23 protein-coding genes are annotated in these 21,622 nt (G+C 62.2%); 11 read left to right on the top strand and 12 right to left on the bottom strand.

What is annotated here, in order from left to right:
* The first annotated feature begins 163 nt into the window (after positions 1-163).
* A complete protein-coding gene (locus KJY40_RS22880; RefSeq protein ID WP_039772899.1) occupies positions 164-886 on the top strand; it encodes a response regulator in 723 nt (240 codons plus the stop codon).
* Positions 883-2,493 carry an ATP-binding protein gene (locus tag KJY40_RS22875; RefSeq protein ID WP_007957745.1) on the top strand — a complete coding sequence of 537 codons (1,611 nt, stop codon included), beginning with the start codon at positions 883-885 and terminating at the stop codon, positions 2,491-2,493. Before KJY40_RS22880 ends, KJY40_RS22875 begins: the two co-directional genes overlap by 4 nt.
* A 6-nt stretch (positions 2,494-2,499) precedes the next feature.
* Here the strand turns inward: KJY40_RS22875 and KJY40_RS22870 are convergent, their stop codons facing one another.
* Both KJY40_RS22870 and KJY40_RS22865 read right to left on the bottom strand, forming a co-directional pair.
* Entirely contained in the window at positions 2,500-3,225 is a 726-nt protein-coding gene (locus tag KJY40_RS22870) for a 4'-phosphopantetheinyl transferase family protein (protein WP_230732991.1), read from the bottom strand.
* 92 nt (positions 3,226-3,317) lie between these two features.
* The gene (locus tag KJY40_RS22865) at positions 3,318-4,109 is read right to left on the bottom strand and encodes a dienelactone hydrolase family protein (protein ID WP_230732990.1); all 792 of its coding nucleotides are present in this window, start codon (positions 4,107-4,109) and stop codon (positions 3,318-3,320) included.
* Between the two features lie 140 nt (positions 4,110-4,249).
* On the opposite strand from KJY40_RS22865, the gene KJY40_RS22860 reads away from it, so the two are divergent.
* The 3 genes from KJY40_RS22860 to KJY40_RS22850 all read left to right on the top strand — a co-directional run bounded on the left by KJY40_RS22860 (position 4,250) and on the right by KJY40_RS22850 (position 6,980).
* Positions 4,250-4,855: a hypothetical protein gene (locus tag KJY40_RS22860; RefSeq protein WP_007957751.1), complete on the top strand. Its 606-nt coding sequence runs from the start codon at positions 4,250-4,252 to the stop codon at positions 4,853-4,855.
* Between the two features lie 104 nt (positions 4,856-4,959).
* The gene (locus KJY40_RS22855) at positions 4,960-5,637 is read left to right on the top strand and encodes a response regulator transcription factor (RefSeq protein ID WP_007957754.1); all 678 of its coding nucleotides are present in this window, start codon (positions 4,960-4,962) and stop codon (positions 5,635-5,637) included.
* Positions 5,634-6,980 (top strand): ATP-binding protein, encoded by a 1,347-nt coding sequence (locus KJY40_RS22850; RefSeq protein ID WP_085683579.1) that lies wholly within the window; start codon positions 5,634-5,636, stop codon positions 6,978-6,980. The genes KJY40_RS22855 and KJY40_RS22850 overlap by 4 nt, the downstream gene beginning before the upstream one ends.
* Before the next feature lie 4 nt (positions 6,981-6,984).
* On the opposite strand, the gene KJY40_RS22845 is transcribed toward KJY40_RS22850, so the two are convergent.
* Positions 6,985-7,983: an AraC family transcriptional regulator gene (locus KJY40_RS22845; RefSeq protein ID WP_230732989.1), complete on the bottom strand. Its 999-nt coding sequence runs from the start codon at positions 7,981-7,983 to the stop codon at positions 6,985-6,987.
* Positions 7,984-8,336: 353 nt separating this feature from the next.
* Between KJY40_RS22845 and KJY40_RS22840 the strand changes: the two genes are divergently transcribed.
* Together KJY40_RS22840 and KJY40_RS22835 are read left to right on the top strand one after the other, a co-directional pair.
* On the top strand, positions 8,337-9,671 hold the full coding sequence (locus tag KJY40_RS22840) for a dicarboxylate/amino acid:cation symporter (RefSeq protein WP_230732988.1): 1,335 nt from the start codon (positions 8,337-8,339) through the stop codon (positions 9,669-9,671).
* Positions 9,672-9,816: 145 nt separating this feature from the next.
* The gene (locus KJY40_RS22835; RefSeq protein WP_230732987.1) at positions 9,817-10,998 is read left to right on the top strand and encodes a CaiB/BaiF CoA transferase family protein; all 1,182 of its coding nucleotides are present in this window, start codon (positions 9,817-9,819) and stop codon (positions 10,996-10,998) included.
* Between the two features lie 64 nt (positions 10,999-11,062).
* On the opposite strand, the gene KJY40_RS22830 is transcribed toward KJY40_RS22835, so the two are convergent.
* A complete protein-coding gene (locus tag KJY40_RS22830; RefSeq protein WP_085607401.1) occupies positions 11,063-11,557 on the bottom strand; it encodes a SprT family zinc-dependent metalloprotease in 495 nt (164 codons plus the stop codon).
* A 174-nt stretch (positions 11,558-11,731) separates the two neighbouring features.
* Positions 11,732-12,334, bottom strand: a complete 603-nt coding sequence (locus KJY40_RS22825; protein ID WP_007957761.1) for a Yip1 family protein — start codon at positions 12,332-12,334, stop codon at positions 11,732-11,734.
* Positions 12,335-12,624: 290 nt separating this feature from the next.
* Between KJY40_RS22825 and ttcA the strand changes: the two genes are divergently transcribed.
* Together ttcA and KJY40_RS22815 are read left to right on the top strand one after the other, a co-directional pair.
* The gene (gene ttcA / locus KJY40_RS22820; RefSeq protein WP_064598661.1) at positions 12,625-13,449 is read left to right on the top strand and encodes a tRNA 2-thiocytidine(32) synthetase TtcA; all 825 of its coding nucleotides are present in this window, start codon (positions 12,625-12,627) and stop codon (positions 13,447-13,449) included.
* A gap of 68 nt (positions 13,450-13,517) precedes the next feature.
* Positions 13,518-14,192, top strand: coding sequence for a DNA-3-methyladenine glycosylase I (locus tag KJY40_RS22815; RefSeq protein WP_085683575.1), 675 nt, complete (start codon positions 13,518-13,520; stop codon positions 14,190-14,192).
* Between the two features lie 80 nt (positions 14,193-14,272).
* On the opposite strand, the gene KJY40_RS22810 is transcribed toward KJY40_RS22815, so the two are convergent.
* From KJY40_RS22810 to arsC, 3 genes are read right to left on the bottom strand one after another with little or no spacing between them, the layout of a single operon-like run.
* Positions 14,273-14,698 (bottom strand): DUF2069 domain-containing protein, encoded by a 426-nt coding sequence (locus KJY40_RS22810; protein WP_039772886.1) that lies wholly within the window; start codon positions 14,696-14,698, stop codon positions 14,273-14,275.
* A 1-nt stretch (position 14,699) separates the two neighbouring features.
* Positions 14,700-15,296, bottom strand: coding sequence for an NAD(P)H:quinone oxidoreductase (gene wrbA, locus KJY40_RS22805; protein WP_007957765.1), 597 nt, complete (start codon positions 15,294-15,296; stop codon positions 14,700-14,702).
* Entirely contained in the window at positions 15,293-15,646 is a 354-nt protein-coding gene (gene arsC, locus KJY40_RS22800) for an arsenate reductase (glutaredoxin) (RefSeq protein ID WP_230732986.1), read from the bottom strand. The genes wrbA and arsC overlap by 4 nt, the downstream gene beginning before the upstream one ends.
* A gap of 114 nt (positions 15,647-15,760) precedes the next feature.
* On the opposite strand from arsC, the gene KJY40_RS22795 reads away from it, so the two are divergent.
* A complete protein-coding gene (locus KJY40_RS22795) occupies positions 15,761-16,228 on the top strand; it encodes a TlpA disulfide reductase family protein (protein ID WP_007957768.1) in 468 nt (155 codons plus the stop codon).
* A gap of 48 nt (positions 16,229-16,276) precedes the next feature.
* Here the strand turns inward: KJY40_RS22795 and KJY40_RS22790 are convergent, their stop codons facing one another.
* Positions 16,277-16,681, bottom strand: a complete 405-nt coding sequence (locus KJY40_RS22790; RefSeq protein WP_230732985.1) for an META domain-containing protein — start codon at positions 16,679-16,681, stop codon at positions 16,277-16,279.
* Positions 16,681-17,115 (bottom strand): hypothetical protein, encoded by a 435-nt coding sequence (locus tag KJY40_RS22785; protein ID WP_007957770.1) that lies wholly within the window; start codon positions 17,113-17,115, stop codon positions 16,681-16,683. The genes KJY40_RS22790 and KJY40_RS22785 overlap by 1 nt, the downstream gene beginning before the upstream one ends.
* A 133-nt stretch (positions 17,116-17,248) precedes the next feature.
* Between KJY40_RS22785 and KJY40_RS22780 the strand changes: the two genes are divergently transcribed.
* A complete protein-coding gene (locus KJY40_RS22780; protein ID WP_230732983.1) occupies positions 17,249-17,689 on the top strand; it encodes a hypothetical protein in 441 nt (146 codons plus the stop codon).
* Between the two features lie 10 nt (positions 17,690-17,699).
* Here KJY40_RS22780 and KJY40_RS22775 read toward each other — a convergent pair whose 3' ends face one another.
* On the bottom strand, positions 17,700-18,689 hold the full coding sequence (locus KJY40_RS22775) for a 2-hydroxyacid dehydrogenase (protein ID WP_230732982.1): 990 nt from the start codon (positions 18,687-18,689) through the stop codon (positions 17,700-17,702).
* A gap of 83 nt (positions 18,690-18,772) precedes the next feature.
* Positions 18,773-21,526: a response regulator gene (locus tag KJY40_RS22770; protein ID WP_230732981.1), complete on the bottom strand. Its 2,754-nt coding sequence runs from the start codon at positions 21,524-21,526 to the stop codon at positions 18,773-18,775.
* Positions 21,527-21,622: the final 96 nt, after the last annotated feature.

Below are 21,622 nucleotides of genomic sequence, written 5' to 3'. Positions count from 1 at the left end.
TCACAAAAATCCGCCTTGTCCGAACGCATTTACCGACTTGTGTTCTGGCTGTACGCCGTTTATACAATCGGCCCATGCGCACGCATTCTTATCCTCCTTAAAGATGACAAAAAGACGGGAGGATCCTTCCTTTATAAGCAGCATCGGCAAGCAGAGGTCACCCGTGGAGCAAGAAGCCTGGCAGGTATTGATAGTCGAGGACGACCAGCGTCTGGCCGAACTGACCCGTGAATACCTGCAAGCCAACGGATTGCGCGTGGAGATCGAAGGCAACGGTGCGCTGGCGGCGGCGCGGATCATCAAGGAACAACCGGACCTGGTGATCCTCGACCTGATGCTCCCCGGCGAAGACGGCCTGAGTATTTGCCGCAAGGTCCGCGACCGCTACGACGGGCCGATCCTGATGCTTACCGCGCGCACTGACGATGCCGACCAGATCCTCGGTCTCGATCTCGGCGCCGACGACTATGTCTGCAAACCGGTGCGCCCACGGCTGTTGCTGGCGCGGATCCAGGCGCTGCTGCGACGCAGTGACACACCGGAGCCCGCAGCAGGCAATCCGCGTCGGCTGCAATTCGGCCCGCTGGTGGTGGACAACGCCTTGCGCGAAGCCTGGCTCAGCGACAGTGGCATCGAGCTGACCAGCGCCGAATTCGATCTGCTCTGGCTGCTGGTGTCCAACGCCGGACGGATTCTTTCCCGGGAAGAAATCTTCACCGCACTGCGCGGCATCGGCTACGACGGCCAGGACCGCTCGATCGATGTGCGCATCTCGCGCATCCGCCCGAAAATCGGCGACGACCCCGATCACCCGCGCCTGATCAAGACCATCCGCAGCAAAGGCTATCTGTTCGTGCCGGAAGCCTGCGCAGACCTGCCGCTGTGAATTCGATCTTCCTGCGCATCTATGGCGGCATGTGCGCGGCGCTGATTCTGGTGGCGGTGCTCGGCGTGCTGGCGCTGCATCTGCTCAACCAGGTGCGCAGCGAGCAATACCGCGAGCGTCTGGCCCACGGCACCTTTTCGCTGATGGCTGACAACCTGCAACCGATGAACGAAACCGAGCGCCATCGCGCCTTGCTGGTGTGGGAGCGGCTGCTCGGGATTCCGCTGGCGCTGAAGACCTTTGCCCAGACCGATCTCGACCTGACCCAGCGCACCCGGGTGCAGCGCGGCCAGGCGCTGGTCGAACAGACCGGCCCGCATGCGGCCAAGGTCTATCGGCTGGTCAGCGACAAGGATCAACTGGTGCTGGTGGGCGAGGTGCAGCAGATCAGCGAGCAACTGGCCCGGGCGACCATTTACCTGTTGGCCGATGAACTGGTGCGGGTGCCGGTGGGCGAGCAGCCCAAACGGCTGGCGCAATTGAAGGAAGACAAAGGCTTCGGTTTCGATTTGCGGCTGGTTACCGTAAGCGACGCGGACATGGACGAAGACCAGAGCCGTCGGGTGTCCGAGGGCGATACGGTGATGGCGCTGGGCAAGGGCGGCGATTCGATCCGGGTGTTCGCCGGCATGGTCGGCACGCCGTGGGTGCTGGAAATCGGACCGTTGTATCAGATGAATCCGTATCCGCCGGAATGGCTGGTACTGATCGCTGCCCTCGGCCTGACCCTGATCGGCCTGATCGTCTATTTATTGGTGCGCCAGCTCGAACGGCGTTTGCGCGGGCTCGAAGCTGCCGCCACGCGCATCGCCAAAGGCAGTCTGGAAACCCGGGTTCCGGCCCGTGGTGCCGACTCGGTGGGCAAGCTGGCGGCGGCGTTCAACGGCATGGCCGAGCACTTGCAGCAGCTGCTCGCCATTCAGCGTGAACTGGTGCGCGCGGTGTCCCACGAATTGCGCACACCGGTGGCGCGCCTGCGTTTCGGTCTGGAGATGATCGGCTCGGCCACCACCCCGCAGGCGCTGGAAAAATACCGCGAGGGCATGGACCACGACATCGAGGACCTCGACAAACTGGTCGATGAAATGCTCACGTACGCCCGGCTGGAGCAGGGCTCGCCGGCGCTGACCTTCCAGCGCATCGATCTGGATGCACTGGTCAATCAGGTGATCGAAGAGCTGGCGCCTCTGCGTGCCGAAGTCACCGTGCAACGCGGTCTGTGCCTGTCGGCGGCCGATTGCGATGACGCCTGGGTCGAGGCCGAGCCGCGTTACCTGCACCGCGCCTTGCAGAATCTGGTGAGCAACGCCATGCGGCATGCGCGTTCGAAGGTCACGGTCAGTTATCAGGTCGGGCAGATGCGTTGCCGGGTGGATGTCGAGGACGACGGCCCCGGTGTGCCGGAAACCGCCTGGGAGAAAATCTTCACGCCGTTCCTGCGCCTGGACGACAGCCGCACCCGGGCGTCCGGCGGGCACGGGCTGGGCTTGTCGATCGTGCGGCGGATCATCCATTGGCACGACGGTCGGGCGCTGATCGGCAAGAGCAAGAGTCTGGGCGGAGCGTGCTTCAGCCTGAGCTGGCCGAGGAATCAGGAGCGGCGCTGAAACCGCTTACGCCTGGATGCTGACCAGGCTCAGCAACTGCCCGTCCTGCACACCAAACTGTGCATCGAGTTCCGTGCCGTTGCGCCATTCGCTGGACAGATCCGTCAGCAGCCGCAGCCGCACCTGTCCCTGTTCATTCCACTCCAGCACTTCGGCGTGTTCGAAGTAGAAGCGCTGCTGCACGATCGGGTATAGCGCCTTGAACAGGCTTTCTTTCACCGAAAAGGTCAGGGTCACCCAGAGCGCGATCTGATCCCGGGAGCCGGCGGCCATGCGCTGCATTTCCGGCGGGGTCAGGATCTCTCCGGCCAGTCGTTCGGCGCGTTCGGCATTGAGCAGGTTTTCCAGATCCATGCCCAGCCCGCGCCAGTGCTGTCTGTTGGCGACAATCGCTGCCGCGCGGCCGGTGCTGTGGGTGATCGAGCCGCAGATGTGTGCCGGCCAAATGGGCGCGCGGTCCTCGCCAATCGCCGGCACGCTGCTTGAGCCTTCCAGCTGTTGCAATGCGGCCCGGGCGCAAATCCGCCCGGCAAGGAATTCCGCCTGCCGCTTGGCCACCGAACGCTGAATGCTCGGCGGCGGCTCGATGGCGCTGCGACGGAAGTCATCACCGAGCAATTGCGACGGATCGAAATGGGTGCTCAGCAGCACGGTGTCGGGCAACACCGTCGGCAGCGGCCAATGTGCATCGAGCGGGGTGCAGCAGGCGGGGAGGAAAGGGTTGGCAGTCATGTCGGGCATTTTGCCGGGTTGTCTTCGGGCTGGATAGTGCAGAAGAAGTGATCGTTCCCACGCAGAACGCAGGAACGATCGGTTAACCGGAATCAGCCAAAGATCTTCTTGAAGAACGCCTGCATGTCCGCCCAGGATTTTTCATCGGCAGCCTTGTTGTAGCCGATATCCGGGCCACCGTGATCGCCGTGGCTCAGGCGATCCGCGTCAGGATTGCTGAAGCCGTGCCTGGCACCGTCGAGGCTGACGAATTGATAGTCGGCGCCGGCCTTGTCCATTTCCGACTTGAACGCCGCGACGTTGTCCGGGGTGACCATGCTGTCCAGCGCGCCGTGTTCGACGAGGACTTTCGCCTTTACGCTGCCCGGCGTCGCCGGAGTCTTGGTGGCCAGCGCCCCGTGGAAACTCACCACGCCGGCCAGTGGCACACCCTGGCGCGCCGCATTCAGCACCACGCCACCGCCGAAGCAGTAACCGATGGCGGCGATTTTAGCCTTGTCGGTCTGCGGCTGTTTCTTCAACAGATCCAGCCCGGCCTGAAAGCGCTTGCTGGCCGCATCGGCGTTTTGCGTGGCGGCTTGCATGAAGGCCATCGCGTCTTTCGGGTGTTCGGTGTTCTTGCCTTCACCGTACATATCGATGGCCAGCGCGCTGTAGCCGAGCCCGGCGAGATCCCGGGCGCGGCGCTTGGCGTAGTCGTTCAGTCCCCACCATTCATGCACCACCACCACGCCGGGGCGCGGGCCCTTGATCGCATCGTCGTAGGCGTAATAACCGATCAGCTTCGTGCCGTCGGCACTCTGATAGGGGATTTCCTCGGTCTTGATCGCAGCCTGGCTGAGGCCGCTGAAGACAAGGAGGGCGAGGGTGAGAAGCAGGCGCATGATCGGGTCTCCTGACAATAAGGGGTCAAAACAGCCTAGTTCATTTCATTCAGGCGAGGTTCAGAGAGCGTTCAGGGGCGGTACAGGGGAGGGCCAGTAACCTTGCGCCATACCCGAAGAGCACAACTGAGGAACACTCAATGACTCGTTTGAACAAACTGCTGCTGGCTTTCACCGTCATGAGCGCAAGCATCGCCGCCCATGCCGACACCACCACCAACTTCGCCGGCCTGACCTTTGGCCAGACCAGCGACAAGATCAAGAAATCCAACGCCCTGAACGACAACCTCGGCCACCCGGACGCCACCGCGGCCATCGACGGCAACAACACCTACGGCCTGCGTCTGGGTCAGCAAAACAGCCAGGGTCGCTACTACGCCACCTACGACAACGTGTCCGGCTCGCACAATGGCATTAAACTGCGCCAGGAAAACCTGCTGGGCAGCTACGATCTGTTCTACCCGGTGGGTAGCAGCACCAAGCTGTTCGGCGGTGCCACGGCCGGTCTGACCAAGCTGACCCAGGATTCGCCGAGCTACAGCCGCGACAGCGACATCGGTTACGCCGTCGGCGGTCAGTTCGGTGTGCTGCAGCAAGTCTCGCAGAACACCTCGGTCGAACTCGGTTACCGTTACCTGCGCAGCAACGCCAGCACCGAGATGAAAGAGAGCGGCGGCAGCAAGCAAGGCTCGCTGGATTTGACCAGCAGCGCCCAGACTTACCTGTCGGCCAACTACGCTTTCTAAGCGATTGGCGTCAGGCCCGCGCCGGGTCGTCCTTCGAGGGGCGACCCGGCGTAGCCATGTGAGGCGAAAGCCTTTGGAGTTGTCGGTTTACCCGGGAGAGCGTCATGAAACTGTTGGTCGTCGAAGATGAAGCGCTGTTGCGCCATCACCTGCAAACCCGCCTGACGGAGAGCGGTCACGTGGTCGAGTCCGTGGCCAACGCCGAAGAGGCGTTGTACCAGACCGGGCAATTCAACTTTGACCTGGCGGTGATCGACCTCGGCCTGCCGGGCATGGGCGGGCTCGACCTGATCCGTCAATTGCGCTCGGGCGGCAAGACCTTTCCGATCCTGATCCTCACCGCGCGCGGCAACTGGCAGGACAAGGTCGAAGGCCTGGCCGCCGGCGCCGACGATTACGTGGTCAAGCCGTTCCAGTTCGAAGAGCTCGAAGCGCGGCTCAATGCGTTGCTGCGCCGCTCCAGCGGTTTCACCCAATCGACCATCGTCGCCGGCCCGCTGTTACTGGACCTCAATCGCAAGCAGGCGACCCTCGATGAGCAACCGCTGGCGCTGACCGCCTACGAATACCGGATCCTCGAATATCTCATGCGTCATCACCAGCAAGTAGTGCCCAAGGATCGGCTGATGGAGCAGCTGTACCCGGATGACGACGAGCGCGATCCGAACGTGATCGAAGTGCTGGTCGGCCGTCTGCGCCGCAAGCTCGAAGGCCCGGCCGGGTTCAAGCCGATCGACACCGTGCGCGGCCTCGGTTACCTGTTCAATGAGCGCTGCACTTGATCCGTTCCCTTCGCGTCCGGCTGATGCTCGCCGCCACCACCCTGGCGGTGTTGTTCATGCTCGCGTTGCTCCCGGCGATGCAGGGCGCGTTCAGCCTGGCACTGCAGGACTCGATCGAACAGCGGCTGGCGTCCGACGTCACTACGCTGATCTCCGCCGCGCGGGTTGAAAACAACCGCTTGATGATGCCGGCGCAGTTACCCGACGAGCGCTTCAACCTCACGGACAATCGCCTGCTCGGCTACATCTATGACCGCGAAGGGCATCTGGTCTGGCGTTCGAAGGGCACCCAGGAAGAGAAGATCAACTACACGCCGCGCTACGACGGCCTCGGCAACGAGTTCGCACGGATCCGCGAGGCCAACGGTCAGGAATTTTTCGTCTACGACGTCGAAGTCAAACTGCTCGGCGGCAAGAGCGCAGCCTTCAGTATCGTGGCCCTGCAACCGGTGCGCGAATACGAAACCACCCTCGAAGGCCTGCGGGAAAACCTCTACCTCGGTTTCGGTGCAGCGTTGCTGGTGCTGCTCGCATTGTTGTGGATCGGACTGACCTGGGGCCTGAAAGCCTTGCGCCGGCTCAGTCAGGAGCTCGACGAAATCGAAGGCGGAACCCTCGAAAGTCTCAGCGAACAACACCCGCGCGAACTGCTGCGCCTGACCGGTTCCCTCAACCGCCTGCTGCACAGCGAACGTCAGCAGCGCAGCCGTTACCGCGATTCCCTCGACGATCTGGCCCACAGCCTGAAAACCCCGCTGGCGGTATTGCAAGGCGTCAGCGAAGACATGGCCCAGCGCCCCGAAGACCGCGATCAGGCCTGGGTGCTGCAAACCCAGATCGAACGCATGAGCCAGCAGATCGGCTACCAGTTACAGCGCGCCAGCCTGCGCAAAAGCGGTCTGGTGCGCCATCAGGTACGCCTGCGCCCGGTGCTGCAAAGCCTGTGCGACACGCTGGACAAGGTCTACCGCGACAAGCATGTGCGCGTCGCCTTCGATCTGCCGGAGCACTGTTACGTGCCGATCGAGCAGGGCGCCTTGCTGGAAATGATGGGCAACCTGCTGGAAAACGCCTATCGCCTGTGCCTGGGCGAAGTGCGCATCAGCGTGCGCGAAAGCCATTCCGGAAGCGAACTGTGCATCGAAGACGACGGCCCCGGCGTCCCACCGGATCAGCGCGCACGGATTCTCGAACGCGGCGAGCGCCTCGATCGCCAGCATCCGGGGCAGGGGATCGGGCTGGCGGTGGTCAAGGACATCATCGAGAGCTACAGCGCGAAACTGACCCTGGGCGATTCGCCAATGGGCGGGGCGGCGTTCAGGATTCACTTTCCGGCGGTGTGACGGCCTACTGCTCTTGCGCCCGATAAGCCCCCGGTGTCAGCCCCGTCCACTTTTTGAACGCCCGGTGAAACGCCGACGGCTCGGAGAACCCGAGCTGTTCGGCGATCTGTTGCAACGACAGATCCGCCCGCCCCAGGTGATAAATCGCAATGTCTCGCCGCAACTGATCCTTCAACTCCTGAAAACTGGTGCCCTCCTCGCGCAGATGCCGGCGCAAGGTTTGCGGGCTGATGTGCAGGTGCGCCGCCACGGCTTCGAGGTCCGGCCAGCGTGCGCTGTCATGGCTGAGCAAACGGCGCAACCGGCTACTGAGGCTGTTGCCGTCGTCGGGGCGGGACAGCAGGTCGGCGGGGGAGCGTTCGAGGAAATGCTTGAGGGTGCGTTCGTCCTGCAACAGCGGCATGTGCAGATAGCGGCTGTGAAACACCAGGCTGCTTTGCGTTGCCGAAAATTCCAGCGGGCAGGAAAACAGCAGATCGTATTCCGCACCGTGCGCCGGTTTCGGGTAGCTGAAGCTCGCCTGTTGCAGACGAATCCGCTGGCCGATCAGCCAGCTGCCGAGGCGATGCCAGATCACCAGCAGGCTCTCGCTGAGAAAGTGATCCGGGTCCCACAATTGCGCATCGTCGAGGCTCAGGCGTACCCATTCGTCTTCATGGGTCAGGGTCAGGCGCGGGGCTTCGGGGAATAGGCTATAAAACAATAAGCCGCGTTGCAGAGCCTTCTCCAGGCTGCGGCAATGGATGATGGCGTGGCACATCATGGCAAAGCTTCCGGGTTTGCTCGGTGCGTTGCCGAAGCCCAGGTATTCGTCGTCCAGGGCCAGCCACAGGTTCTGGATCAGTTGGGTGAATTGTTCCGGGGCGATCCGCGCGCGCGGCTCGTCGAGCAGTTCGGGGCTGATGCCCAGTTGCTGCAGCAGGTCCGAATAGTCGTAACCCGAGCGCCGCGCGCCACCGAGGGCGGCGCGGGCAAAATGACTGGCGATGGTGCGTTCGCGCATGAGCGGCAGATCCTTCCTCTGGCGACCGATGGTAGCGGCTGCCTTTGATCGGTAACAAGGCGGATTTCCGCCAAATTGTAGGACGAGGTCGGGCGAGTTGGCGGAAATCCGCCACACTTGAGTAACCGAACGGTGACACAGAAAAACCCGTATCCCCTGATATCAAAAGGCTTGCAGCGATTTGCACCAAAGTGGCACGACGTTTGCGATAAGAGCGACAGAAGCGTGCGCCGAGCCGGTCCGGAAAAGCGCCGTTCGACACAACAAATCCCTCCAGTGCAGGAGGGTTCGCAATTCAAGTGTCGCGTACAACAGATGGATGTTGCCGCGCGGGACTCTTGAGGAACTTTGCAATGACGACTCGTCAGCCACTGTACAAATCCCTGTATTTCCAGGTGATCGTTGCCATCGCCATCGGCATCCTGCTCGGTCACTTCTACCCACAGACCGGTGTGGCGCTCAAGCCACTGGGTGACGGGTTTATCAAACTGATCAAAATGGTCATTGCGCCGATCATCTTCTGTACCGTTGTCAGCGGCATCGCCGGCATGCAGAACATGAAATCCGTGGGCAAGACCGGCGGCTACGCGCTGCTGTACTTCGAAATCGTTTCCACCATTGCCCTGCTGATCGGTCTGGTCGTGGTCAACGTTGTGCAGCCGGGCGCCGGCATGCACATCGACGTCACCACCCTGGACGCCTCGAAAATCGCCACTTATGTGACGGCCAGTAAAGACCAGAGCATCGTTGGTTTCCTCCTCAACGTGATCCCGAACACCATCGTCGGCGCATTCGCCACCGGTGACATCCTGCAAGTGTTGATGTTCTCGGTGATCTTTGGCTATGCGCTGCATCGCCTGGGTTCATACGGTCGTCCGCTGCTGGACATGATCGATCGCTTCGCCCACGTGATGTTCAACATCATCAACATGATCATGAAACTCGCGCCGCTGGGTGCGCTGGGTGCCATGGCGTTCACCATCGGTGCCTACGGTGTCGGCTCGCTGGTGCAGTTGGGTCAGCTGATGATCTGCTTCTACATCACCTGCGTACTGTTCGTCGTGCTGGTGCTGGGTGCGATCTGCCGGGCTCACGGTTTCAGCGTGTTCAAACTGGTGCGCTACATCCGTGAAGAGCTGTTGATCGTACTGGGTACGTCCTCGTCGGAATCGGCGCTGCCACGCATGCTGATCAAGATGGAACGTCTGGGCGCGAAGAAATCGGTGGTGGGTCTGGTCATCCCGACCGGCTACTCGTTCAACCTCGACGGTACCTCGATCTACCTGACCATGGCGGCCGTGTTCATCGCTCAGGCGACCGACACCCACATGGACATCACCCATCAGATCACCCTGCTGCTGGTGCTGCTGCTGTCCTCCAAAGGCGCAGCCGGTGTGACCGGTTCGGGCTTCATCGTACTGGCGGCCACTCTGTCGGCGGTAGGTCACCTGCCGGTGGCCGGTCTGGCGCTGATCCTCGGTATCGACCGCTTCATGTCCGAAGCCCGCGCCCTGACCAATCTGGTCGGCAACGCCGTAGCCACCATCGTCGTGGCCAAGTGGGTCAAGGAGCTGGACACCGACGTGCTGCAATCCGAGCTGGCCTCGGGCGGTCGCGGTATCTCCGACGAGCGTGAAGAAGATGACCTGGGTGTGGCCGAAGGCCCGACCCCGAGCAATGTGAAGTAAGCATCGCTTGAATGGAAAAACCCGCTTCGGCGGGTTTTTTCTTGTCTGCTGTTTGAGCGCAACGGTCAGCGCAACTGATGCATCCGGTAATTGCCCCATCGCCGAGGGCTGCCTAGGCTGCATGCATCGTTGATGGAGAATGCCCATGTCTGCACCGCTGGCCTCACTGAAGATTCTGGATTTCTCGACCCTGTTGCCGGGGCCGTTTGCCTCGCTGCTGCTGGCGGACATGGGTGCCGAAGTGCTGCGCATCGAATCGCCGAACCGGCTCGACCTGGTGCGGGTGTTGCCGCCCCATGATCACGGCGTCTCGGCCAGTCACGCGTATCTCAACCGCAACAAGCGCAGCCTGGCGCTGGACCTCAAGCAGCCCGAGGCGCTGGAGTTGGTGAAGCAGTTGCTGGCGGATTACGACATCGTGCTGGAACAGTTTCGCCCCGGTGTGATGGAGCGGCTGGGGCTGGGTTACGAGGCGCTGAAGGCGATCAATCCGAAGCTGATTTATGTGTCGATCACCGGTTACGGCCAGACCGGACCCTACAAGGATCGCGCCGGCCACGACATCAACTATCTGGCGCTGGCGGGGCTCTCCAGTTACACCGGGCGCGCCGACAGCGGGCCCTTGCCGCTGGGCATGCAGGTGGCGGATGTGGCGGGCGGCTCGCTGCACGGGGTGATCGGCCTGTTGGCGGCGGTGATTTCGCGTCAGCAGACCGGGCAGGGCACCCATCTGGACGTGAGCATGACCGACTGCGCGTTCAGCCTGAACGCCATGGCCGGTGCCGGGTATCTGGCCTGCGGCGAAGAGCCGGGCTGGGAGGATCAGATGCTCAATGGCGGCAGCTTCTACGATTACTACCGCTCCCGCGACGGGCGCTGGATGTCGGTGGGCAGTCTGGAACCGGCCTTCATGCAGCAACTGTGTGCGGCGCTGGGCCGGCCGGAACTGGCGGCGCAGGGCTTGTCACCCAAACCCGAGCAGCAGCGAGCGCTCAAGGACGCCTTGAAGGTCGAGTTCGAGAAGCATGACTTTGCCGAACTGTGCGAGCTGTTCGCCGGGATCGATGCCTGCGTCGAGCCGGTGTTGAACCTGGGCGAGGCGGTGCAGCATCCGCAATTGCAGGCGCGGGAACTGGTGACGCAAGTGCCGCGCGGGGATGGCTCGGCGCAGGCGCAGATTGCTTGCCCGCTGAAGTTTTCCGAAGCGTTGCCGGCGCCGCGGCATGTCGGGGCGGCGCTGGGGCAGCATACGGATCAGGTGTTGGCGGAGTTGGGCTTCAGTTCTTCGAAAATTGAAGAGCTGCGGCGGGCCAAGGTCATTCTTTAGTGTTTGTACCGGCCCCATCGCTGGCAAGCCAGCGATGGGGCCAATAAGGCCAACACAAATCTGCCTACTCCACCCGCATCTCGCCACTGAACACCAATGTGTTGCGACAGCGGCGGCACAAATAGCGTCGACCTTGCCGGACCAGGCTATGGCGCTGCGCCGAAAACGGAAAATCGCTATCCGCACACGGGCATTTATAGATGTAACGGGTCACGCTGCGGCGTTTGATTTCATAGGTATGGCAGCGATCCGGCGGCAATTCGTAAACGCCGCGCATGATCAGTTGCCACTCCTCGCCGTGGGGCTGGATGCGGTCGCCGAACAGCTGATGGGCGATCAGGTGCGCGACTTCGTGGGCCACGGTCTGCTTGAGGAAATGTTCGGTGTTTTCCCGGTACAGCTGCGGATTGAAGCGCAGCAGGTTCTCGTGAAGATGCGCGACCCCGGCTTTTTGCCCGCGCAGCTTGAGGCTCACCACGGGGCGTTTGAAGGGACGTTTGAAAAAGGATTCAGCGAGTTGGAAACAGTCTTCGACGCGGGTATTGAGTTGCTCGGGCATGCTTGATGGATCTCCAGAGGCGTCGAGTATGCCGCAACCCCGCAGCGTTGCGTATCGTCGAGCTGCCGAATGGTCGTCGCTCCTTTTCAACCGATACGAGAAGGCCGCCTCGCGGCGGCCTGTGTTGGCGGATCTTGTTCTTCTCGGCGTTGCGGCCAGCTAATTGGTGGCTCTCTAATTTGTGTAGACAGGCCCCACGCCCAGTCCCCAGACGATCACGGTAAACGCCATGATGGCGACCAGCACCACCAGACCCACCGCCAGCACCGAGCTGGAAAACAGGAAGCCCTCGTCAGACGGAATGTTCATGAAGGTCGGCAGCCCCACATACAGCAGGTACACCGTGTAGCAGATGGCCGCCGTGCCGACGATCATCCCCAGCCACATGTGCGGATAGAGCGCCGCCAACCCGCCGACGAACAACGGTGTCGCGGTGTAGGTGGCAAATGCCACGCAACGGGCCAGGCTCGGGTTGGCGTCATAAGTGCGGGCCATCCAGTGCACGAAGGCACCCATGACCGCGACCCCGCCGAGCATTGCCAGGTAAGACATGATCGTCATCCACAACGCGCTTTCGACGGTGAGCATCACCGGTGCGCGGTTGCCGATCACCCAGCCGACCTGAGTTGTGCCGATAAATGCCGAAACGGCGGGGATCGCCGCCAGAATCAGCGTGTGCGTCAGGTACATGTGGCTGATGCTTTCTTCCTGGTCGCCACGGATTTCCTTCCATTCCTGATCGGGGTGGGTAAAAAGTCCCACTACGTGATGGATCATGCCAGTCACTCCTCTCGTTATTGCCATCGCCCCCCAGCGGAGCGCCTACGGGCCAATGCGGCCGAGCAAATACAGGTCTTCAGATTGTGTGCGACCTTATGTCGCAGTATAGAAAGGTCTTAACCGCACAGGTGGTAGGGGCTTAGAGCAAATCGCGCTGTAAAACCTCGGGGTAATCGCGTCGGGGTCTGTGCAAACGGGCATTCGAGGGGGGCGACAACCTGTGGCCACAAGCGAAGTGTTTTTGCGTAAAATGCCGGCCTTTCGTCACACCTCACGGATTTCGCGTCATGGGCACTCTTACGGTCAACCAGAACAAACTGCAAAAGCGCCTGCGCCGTCTGGCGGGCGAAGCCGTCACCGACTTCAACATGATCGAAGACGGCGACAAGGTCATGGTCTGCCTGTCCGGGGGCAAGGACAGCTACACCATGCTCGACGTGCTGATGCACCTGCAGAAGGTTGCACCGATCAAGTTCGAGATTGTCGCCGTGAACATGGACCAGAAGCAGCCGGGTTTCCCCGAGCACGTGCTGCCTGCCTACCTGAAAGAGCTGGGCATCGAGTACCACATCGTCGAGAAGGACACCTACTCGGTGGTCAAGGAACTGATCCCGGAAGGCAAGACCACCTGCTCGCTGTGCTCGCGCCTGCGTCGCGGCACGCTGTACACCTTCGCCGACGAAATCGGCGCGACCAAAATGGCCCTCGGTCATCACCGCGACGACATCGTCGAGACGTTCTTCCTCAACATGTTCTTCAACGGCAGCCTCAAGGCCATGCCGCCGAAGCTGCGCGCCGACGACGGGCGCAACGTGGTGATCCGTCCGCTGGCCTACTGCAACGAGAAAGACATCCAGGCCTACTCGGACTTCAAGCAATTCCCGATCATCCCGTGCAACCTCTGCGGCTCTCAGGAAAACCTGCAGCGTCAGGTGGTCAAGGAAATGCTGGTGGACTGGGAGCGCAAGACCCCAGGCCGTACCGAAAGCATCTTCCGCAGCCTGCAGAACGTGATCCCGTCGCAACTGGCTGACCGTAACCTGTTTGATTTCACCAGCCTGAAGATCGACGAGACGGCGGCTTCGCGTTTCGTCAATGTGGTGAACCTGTAAGCGATCCGATCGCTTGAAAAAAACGGCGCTCGCGGGCGCCGTTTTCAATTCGTTTTTTAGGAGAGGGCATGCGCGACTACAAGTGGCTGCACGAATACTGTCTGAACCGCTTCGGTTCGGCGGCTGAACTGGAAGCCCATCTGCCCGTTCCCAAGACCCCGGCGCAACTGCGCAAGATCAGCGACGATCGTTATCTCTCGACCATGGCCCTGCGGGTGTTTCGTGCCGGGCTCAAGCACAGTCTGGTGGACGCCAAGTGGCCGGCCTTCGAAGAAGTGTTCTTCAAGTTCGACCCGGAAAAGGTCGTGCTCATGAGTGCCGAACACCTTGAGCGGCTGATGCAGGATGCGCGGATCATCCGTCACCTGGGCAAGCTCAAGAGTGTGCCGCGCAATGCGCAGTTCATTCTGGATGTCGAGAAAGAGAAGGGTAGTTTCGGCGCGTTGCTCGCCGACTGGCCGGTGACCGATATCGTCGGTTTGTGGACGTACCTGAAAAAGCACGGCCATCAATTGGGCGGGCTGTCGGCGCCACGCTTCTTGCGAATGGTCGGCAAGGACACCTTCGTGCCGAGCTACGACGTGGTCGCGGCGCTGAATGCACAGAAGATCGTCGACAAGGTGCCGAGCAGTCTGCGGGATCTGGCGACGGTGCAGAACGCGTTCAACCAGTGGCATGAAGAGAGTGGCGGACGGCCGATGAGCCAGATATCGATGATGCTGGCGTATACCGTCAATCATTGAGAGCGAGTGATCGTTCCCGCGCAGAGCGTGGGAACGATCCCGGAACCTGTGGGAGCTGGCTTGCCAGCGATAGCGGTCTGTCAGGCGACGGAAATCTCGCCTTCGCCCGCCAGTTTGCGATTCAACTGATACCGCCACCGCACATACAGCAACGCCGAGCAGAACACCGCCAGGCTGGCGATCATCTCCAGCACACCAAACAGCTGCCGACTCGGGTCATACGCCGCCAGTGCGCCCTTGATGAAATACAGATTCACCACAAAGCACATCCACGAATGCCCGCGTGCGCTGCCCATGATCATGCCCGGTGCGAGCACGATCCACGGGATCAGCTCGATCAGCAGAATCACCCACGGCCGCGCGCCGTGCAGGTCGGCGAACACCAGGTAATAAGCGGCGAGCAGTCCGGCGAGGCCGAAAAAGCACAGCAGACTGATCACCCGCATCGCCCGCACCCGTGGCTCCAGCCACTCGACGGCGGGCAGGACTTTCGGCTTTCTGGCCATCTCAGTTCCCCAGTTTCTGGGCCGTCTTGGCCAGGCGTGCGCCGAGGGCGCGGCACAGCGCCACTTCGTGCTGATCGAGACCGCTTTTGCCGTCGGCCCCGGCGTGATGGCTGGCGCCGTACGGCGTGCCGCCGCCCTGGGTTTCCAGCAGCGCCGACTCGCTGTAGGGCAGGCCGGTGATCAGCATGCCGTGGTGCAGCAGCGGCAACATCATCGACAGCAGGGTGGTTTCCTGACCGCCGTGCAGGCTGGCGGTGGACGTGAACACCCCGGCCGGCTTGCCGACCAGCGCGCCGGTCAGCCACAGGTTGCTGGTGCCATCGAGAAAGTACTTGAGCGGCGCGGCCATGTTGCCGAAACGGGTCGGACTGCCGAGGGCCAGGCCGGCGCAGTTCTTCAGGTCATCCAAAGTGGCGTACAGCGCGCCTTCATCCGGAATGTCCGGTGCCACGGCTTCGCACTCGGTGGAAATCGCCGGCACGGTGCGCAGGCGTGCTTCGAGGCCGGCCTGTTCGACGCCACGGGCAATCTGCCGGGCCATCTCGTTGGTCGAACCGCTGCGGCTGTAATACAGAACCAGAATGTACGGCGCACTCACGGCAGCAGCTCCAGGATCTGCTCCGGTGGACGGCCGATGACGGCTTTGTCGCCAGCTTCAAGAATCGGTCGCTCCATCAACTTCGGATGCGCCGCGATCGCTTCGATCAATTGTTTCTCGGTGAGACCGGCATCGGCCAGGTTCAGGGTCTTGTATTCGTCTTCGCCGGTGCGCAGCAGTTGCCGTGCGCTGATGCCCAGCTTGCCGAGCAAGGCCTTGATCTGCGCGGCGTCCAGCGGCGTTTCGAGGTAGCGCACCACGTTCGGCGTCAGGCCACGGGCTTCGAGCAGTTCGAGCGCACCGCGGGATTTCGAGCAGCGCGGGTTGTGATAAAGCGTCAGATCGGTCATGGGCGGGTCGCTTCTTGCGTAGAGTGGCGGCTATTCTAACTGTGCAGCGCGCAATCCAGAACCTTGGGAGGCGATGGGTCGCAGGCGCATTCAATTTTTCACAAGGAACACGACATGACACGGGCACTGGCAGCGGCATTGACGATCATCGGGGCGTTGATGCTGGGGGGCTGCGGTAACGACTACGGTATCGACCAGAACGGGCAGAAAGTGGCGTCCGAGCGCCTCGACAAACAATGGGTCGTGCTCAACTACTGGGCCGAATGGTGCGGCCCGTGCCGCACGGAAATCCCGGAACTCAATCACCTGGCCGACGAGCTCAAGGGCAAGAAGATCGGCGTGTTCGGGGTCAACTTCGACAACGTGCAGGGTGAAGAGCTGAAGAGCGCCAGCGAAAAACTGGGCATCAAGTTCACCGTGCTGGCGCAGGATCCGTCGGAACTGTTCGAACTGCCGCGCAGTGAAGCCCTGCCGGTGACTTACATCATCGACAACAAGGGCAAGGTGCGGGAACAACTGATGGGTGAGCAGACGGCGGCGGGGGTGATGGCGAAGCTTGAGGCGTTGCAGGCAACAAACTGAGGATCGTTCCCACGCAGAGCGTGGGAACGATCATTCAGTGCAGCAGGATCAGCCTTCTTCCAGCCACCAGCGCAACGGCTTGCCTTCAGCCGGCCAGAAGCGCATCTGTTCGATCGGCGAGATGTCCCAGCGCTCCACGTGCTCCAGGGCCTGGAGGAAGCGTTGCTCCTGCTCCATCAGCGCCGGTGCGCAGAGTTTGCGGGTCTTGCCGATCTTGCCAAAGCTCAGCTTGTCGCCTTCCAGGGTGTACGGCGCGAACCAGTGGTTGCAGCCGCCATTGCCATACGCCCGGCCATCATCGCCGAGGGTCACGGTCAGGTGGCTGTAGTCCATCAGCGGACGTTCGCCGATCCATTCCAGAATGTAGCTGCGGTTCTGTTGCAGTTGCACAGGCTCCGCAGCGCACCCCATCAGGCCGGCGCCGAAAGCGGCGGTCAGGGCCAGGTGTTTCATCACGCCGGCTCCTGGCATTTCGGGCACAGGTGCTTGTCGCCTACGGCTTTCCAGCCCAGCTCGGCGATGCGTGCAGTGGCGGCCGGTTTTTCCGCAGGCTTGCCCAGCTTGGCGTCCACGGCGAATTCGAAGCTCAGTTCCTTGGCGCAGCTGTCGCAGTTGACCTGCCAGGTGTGGATCGCCAGTTCACCGAACACCGGGCCGGTGGTCATGGCAGTCCATTGACCCGGCGGGTTGATCAGGTGGCGGACGGTGTCGACGGTCAGGCGCATGGACAAGTCCTTGCTGCCTTTGAGGGTCACGACCAGCACGTCGCCGATGCGGATCGAGCCACCGTTGCCGGTGACCTGATAACGGCCCGGAACCAGGGCGCGGCATTCGGTGAGGGTGTGTTGCGGGTTCATCAGGGTGTAGCGGAAATCGTGTTCGACCATGGGTCCTCCAAATATGCGCGACATGCTAGCACGGGCTTGATTGCAGAATGATGCGCGCGTGCGACCTTCGATCCGGTTCAAATCGACACCACAGTCGTGGCAAACTGCCGCCTTCATTTTCAAGGAACGGGACATGGCGCTGATCGAATGTTATGAATGCAAGCGGAGCATCAGCTCCGAAGCCACGGCGTGCATTCATTGCGGAGCCCCGACGGCAGAGGCGCAGGCTGCGCACGCCGAAAAGGGCACGTCGACAATTTCCTTTGGCAGCCTGCCGCGCAACAGGGCAGTGCCCGAGGCCTATGTTCCGCCACCGGCTCCCGAACGGCCGAAGATTATGCCGGCCGCTGCGGGGCGACGCCGTCGTTCGCAGCTTGTCGAACCTGTGGTCAACCCGGACGGCTCGCGTCCGGTGGAAGGCTGGCTGAAGATCATGGTGTTTCTGATGCCGCTGGTGTTTGTCTGGTTCCTGCTGCGCAGCGGGCACACCCTCAAGCAACGTTTCTTCGGCTTCGGCTGGCTGGGGCTGTTGATGCTGTGCGTGGCGATTTCCCCGACGCCGCCCCCGGTCTGAGTCCGATCGTTCAGCCTTCGACCTGGTTCTGCGGCGTACCTGCCGCCCAGGTCGCGATGTTGTGCAAGGTGGTTGCGGCAATCGCGCCCAGCGCCTCATGGGTCAGGAATGCCTGATGCGCGGTGACGATCACATTCGGGAATGTCAGCAGCCGCGCCAGCACGTCGTCCTGTAGCGGCAGGTCGGAACGGTCCTCGAAGAACAGCTGAGCTTCCTCTTCGTACACATCCAGTCCCAGATAACCGAGCTGGCCGTCCTTCAGGGCGTCGATCAGCGCCGGCGTGTCCACCAGACCGCCGCGCCCGGTGTTGATCAGCATCGCCCCCGGTTGCATGTGCGCCAGCGAATCGCGGTTGATCAGGTGTTTGCTCTGCTCGTTGAGCGGGCAGTGCAGGCTGATGATCCGGGACTGTGCCAACAGATCCGGCAGGCTCAGGTAGCGTGCGCCCAGCGCTTCGACGGCAGGGTTCGGATAAGGGTCGTAAGCCAGCAGTTCGCAGCCGAAACCGTGCATGATTTTGGCGAAGGTCGCGCCGATCTGCCCGGTGCCGACGATACCCACCGTTTTGCCCACCAGATCGAAACCGGTGAGACCGTGCAGGCTGAAATCGCCTTCGCGGGTGCGGTTATAGGCGCGGTGCAGGCGCCGGTTGAGGGCGAGGATCAACGCCACCGCATGCTCGGCCACCGCGTGGGGCGAGTAGGCCGGTACGCGCACGACGGCCAGCCCCAGACGTTTGGCGACGGCCAGGTCCACATGGTTGTAGCCGGCCGAACGCAAGGCGATCAGGCGGGTGCCGCCGGCGGCCAGACGTTCCAGCACAGGGGCGCTCAGGTCATCGTTGATGAATGCGCAGACTACTTCGTGATGTTCGGCCAGCGCTGCGGTATCGAGACTGAGCCGGGCCGGCTGGAAGTGCAGTTCGATTCCGGCCGGGCAGTCGGCGGCGAGGAAACTGTCGCGGTCGTAGGTCTGGCTGCTGAAAACGATCGTGCGCATGAAATCCTCCTGGAGCATCGACGCGGGCGCAAATCACCCGCGACAACTGTAGCCGCGTCGGCGTTGACCGGCATTGCCGTGGATCAGGCGCTGATCTTCGCCTGGGCCGCCAGACGATTGATCGCCCGTTCCAGCTCGTCCAGCGCGGTCGAGGCTTTGGGGTCCTGCTGCTTGAGCAGGGTTTCGCTGCGCTGGCAGGCAGCGCGCAATTGCGGCACGCCGCAGTACCGGGTGGCGCCATGCAGGCGATGCACCCGTTCGAGCAGACTGTTCTGATCCTGATTGTCGCGGGCGGTACGGATGGCTTCGCGGTCGGCCTCGAGGGATGCCAGCAGCATCGCCAGCATGTCCGCCGCCAGATCCGCCTTGCCGGCAGCCAGGCGCAAACCTTCTTCGTGATCGAGAATCGGCAGTTCCTGATTGCCCAGCAGACTTTCGCTGCCACGGTCCGGCGCCTGATTGCGCAGCGCCAGGCCAGTCCACTTCAGCACCACCTGCGCCAGTTGCCGCTCGCTGATCGGTTTGGTCAGGTAGTCGTCCATGCCGCTTTGCAGCAGCGCGCGTTTTTCATTGGCCATGGCGTGGGCGGTGAGGGCGACGATCGGCAGCGGCGTGCAGTGCCGCTCGCTTTCCCACTGGCGAATGGTTTCGGTGCTCTGGCGTCCGTCCATGCCGGGCATCTGCACGTCCATCAGCACCAGATCAAAGGTTTCGTTCTGCACCGCCTTGACCGCCGCGTAACCGCTTTCGACGGCGAGCACCTTGGCGCCCATGTCTTCGAGCAGCGTCTGCACCAGCAACAGGTTGGCCGGGTTGTCGTCGACGCACAGCACTTTCGGCGCGCGGCTCGACAATGGTTCGCCCGGTTCGTTGCGCGGCTGGCGCGGGTTGACCATGTCCGACAACGCCCGGCGCAGTTTGCGGGTACAGGCCGGCTTCGATTGCAACTGGCTGTGGGGGTTGGGCACCGACAGGTGGAACAGCGTCAATTCGGTGGTCGGGCACAACACCAGCACCCGGCAACCGAGGTGCTCAAGGTCCCAGATGTGCTGGTTGAGGCGTTCCGGCGGCATGTCGTTGCTGGTGATGCCGAGCACGGCCAGATCGATGGCCTGATCAGTCTGATGGGCGCCGGTGACGCCATTGGTCAGGCTTTCCAGGGTATTGAACGGCGTGACGTCGAGGCCGCAATCCTCCAGTTGATGCTGCAGGGCCTGACGCGCCAGTTCGTGGTTTTCCAGCACTGCCACCCGGCGCCCGAGCAATGGCGCGGAGGGCAGGTCTTCGGCATCGTCGCGGGTCTTGGGCAGGTTCAGGCTGATCCAGAATTCCGAGCCTTCGCCCGGCGTGCTGTCGACGCCGATCTCGCCGCCCATCTGTTCGATCAGGCGTTTGGAAATCACCAGCCCCAGACCGGTGCCGCCGGGTTGACGTGACAGCGAGTTGTCGGCCTGGCTGAACGCCTGGAACAACGCCCGTACGTCCTGGTTCGACAGGCCGATGCCGGTGTCCTGAATGCTGATGCGCAACTGCACGCTGTCGTCGTTTTCTTCTTCGAGCATGGCCCGGGCGACAATGGTGCCCTCGCGGGTGAACTTGATCGCGTTGCTCACCAGATTCGTCAGGATCTGTTTGAGGCGTAGCGGATCGCCGACCAGCGACAGCGGTGTGTCGCGGTACACCAGACTCACCAGTTCCAGCTGCTTCGCATGGGCGGCAGGGGCGAGGATGGTCAGGGTGTCCTGCAACAGGTCGCGCAGGTTGAACGGAATATGGTCGAGCACCAGTTTGCCGGCCTCGATCTTCGAGAAATCGAGGATCTCGTTGATGATCCCCAGCAGGCTGTCGGCGGACTTTTCGATGGTGCCCAGGTAGTCGAGCTGGCGCGGGGTCAGCTCGCTTTTCTGCAACAGGTGGGTGAAACCGAGAATACCGTTGAGCGGCGTGCGGATTTCGTGGCTCATGTTGGCGAGGAATTCGGATTTGATCCGGCTCGCTTCCAGCGCTTCCTTGCGGGCCAGGTCCAGCTCGATGTTCTGGATCTCGATGGTTTCCAGGTTCTGGCGCACGTCTTCGGTGGCCTGATCGACGCTGTGCTGCAATTCTTCGCGGGCGTTTTGCAGAGTACCGGCCATGCGGTTGATGCCGGACGCCAGTTCATCCAGTTCCTGACTGCCCAGCGGCGGCAGGCGGGTTTCCAGGTGACCATCCTTGAGCTGTGCGACGGCCTGTTTGATCTGGCTGATAGGACGATTGATCGTACGGCCCATGCGCAAGGCCAATAATGCGGCGCCGGCCAGTCCCGCAGCAATCAGCAGCAGGCTGGCGAACAGGCTTCGATAACCGCGCAACAACATGCCGTTGTGCGACAGCTCCAGTTCGACCCAGCCGAGCAGGCGGTCGGATTCTGCCGGGATCAGTTCGCCGGCGAGGTTGCGGTGTTTGCCGAAGACCGGCAGCAGATAGCGGGTGGCGTCATTGCCGCTGCGTCGCAGCAAGTGCGCGCTGTCGCCGCTCGGCGCCTGATTGAGCATGGTCGGGCCAGCGTGGGCGAGGGGCGAGCGGTCCGGCGCGAGGAAAGTCACGGCGCGCACGTCCGGTTGTTCGAGGGACTGGGTGGCGATGCGCTCGAGCAGTTCGGCATCGCCGTGGCCCATGGCCGGTGCCACCAGCGGAGCCAGTTGCTCGGCGATCATTTCGCCGCGCTGCATCAGTTGGGTCTGCAGGTCGGACTGCTGCGTCCAGGTGAAATACCCGCCCAGCACCAGCGCCATCAGGCTGGTCGGCAACAGGGTCAGCAACAATACGCGACCTTTGATTCCCAGTTTCTTGAGCACGCCTTTCTCCTGCATCCCGCTGATCGTTGACTCACACGTGCGTCCGGCACGCGGTATCGGCGCAGTGTAGCGATTTGCTTGCGGGCAATCCTGGAA

This window comes from Pseudomonas fitomaticsae (assembly GCF_021018765.1).
Taxonomy (GTDB): Bacteria; Pseudomonadota; Gammaproteobacteria; order Pseudomonadales; family Pseudomonadaceae; genus Aquipseudomonas; species Aquipseudomonas fitomaticsae.
Note: the sequence above shows the minus strand (reverse complement) of the source record. Positions and strands in the feature narration are given on the sequence as shown.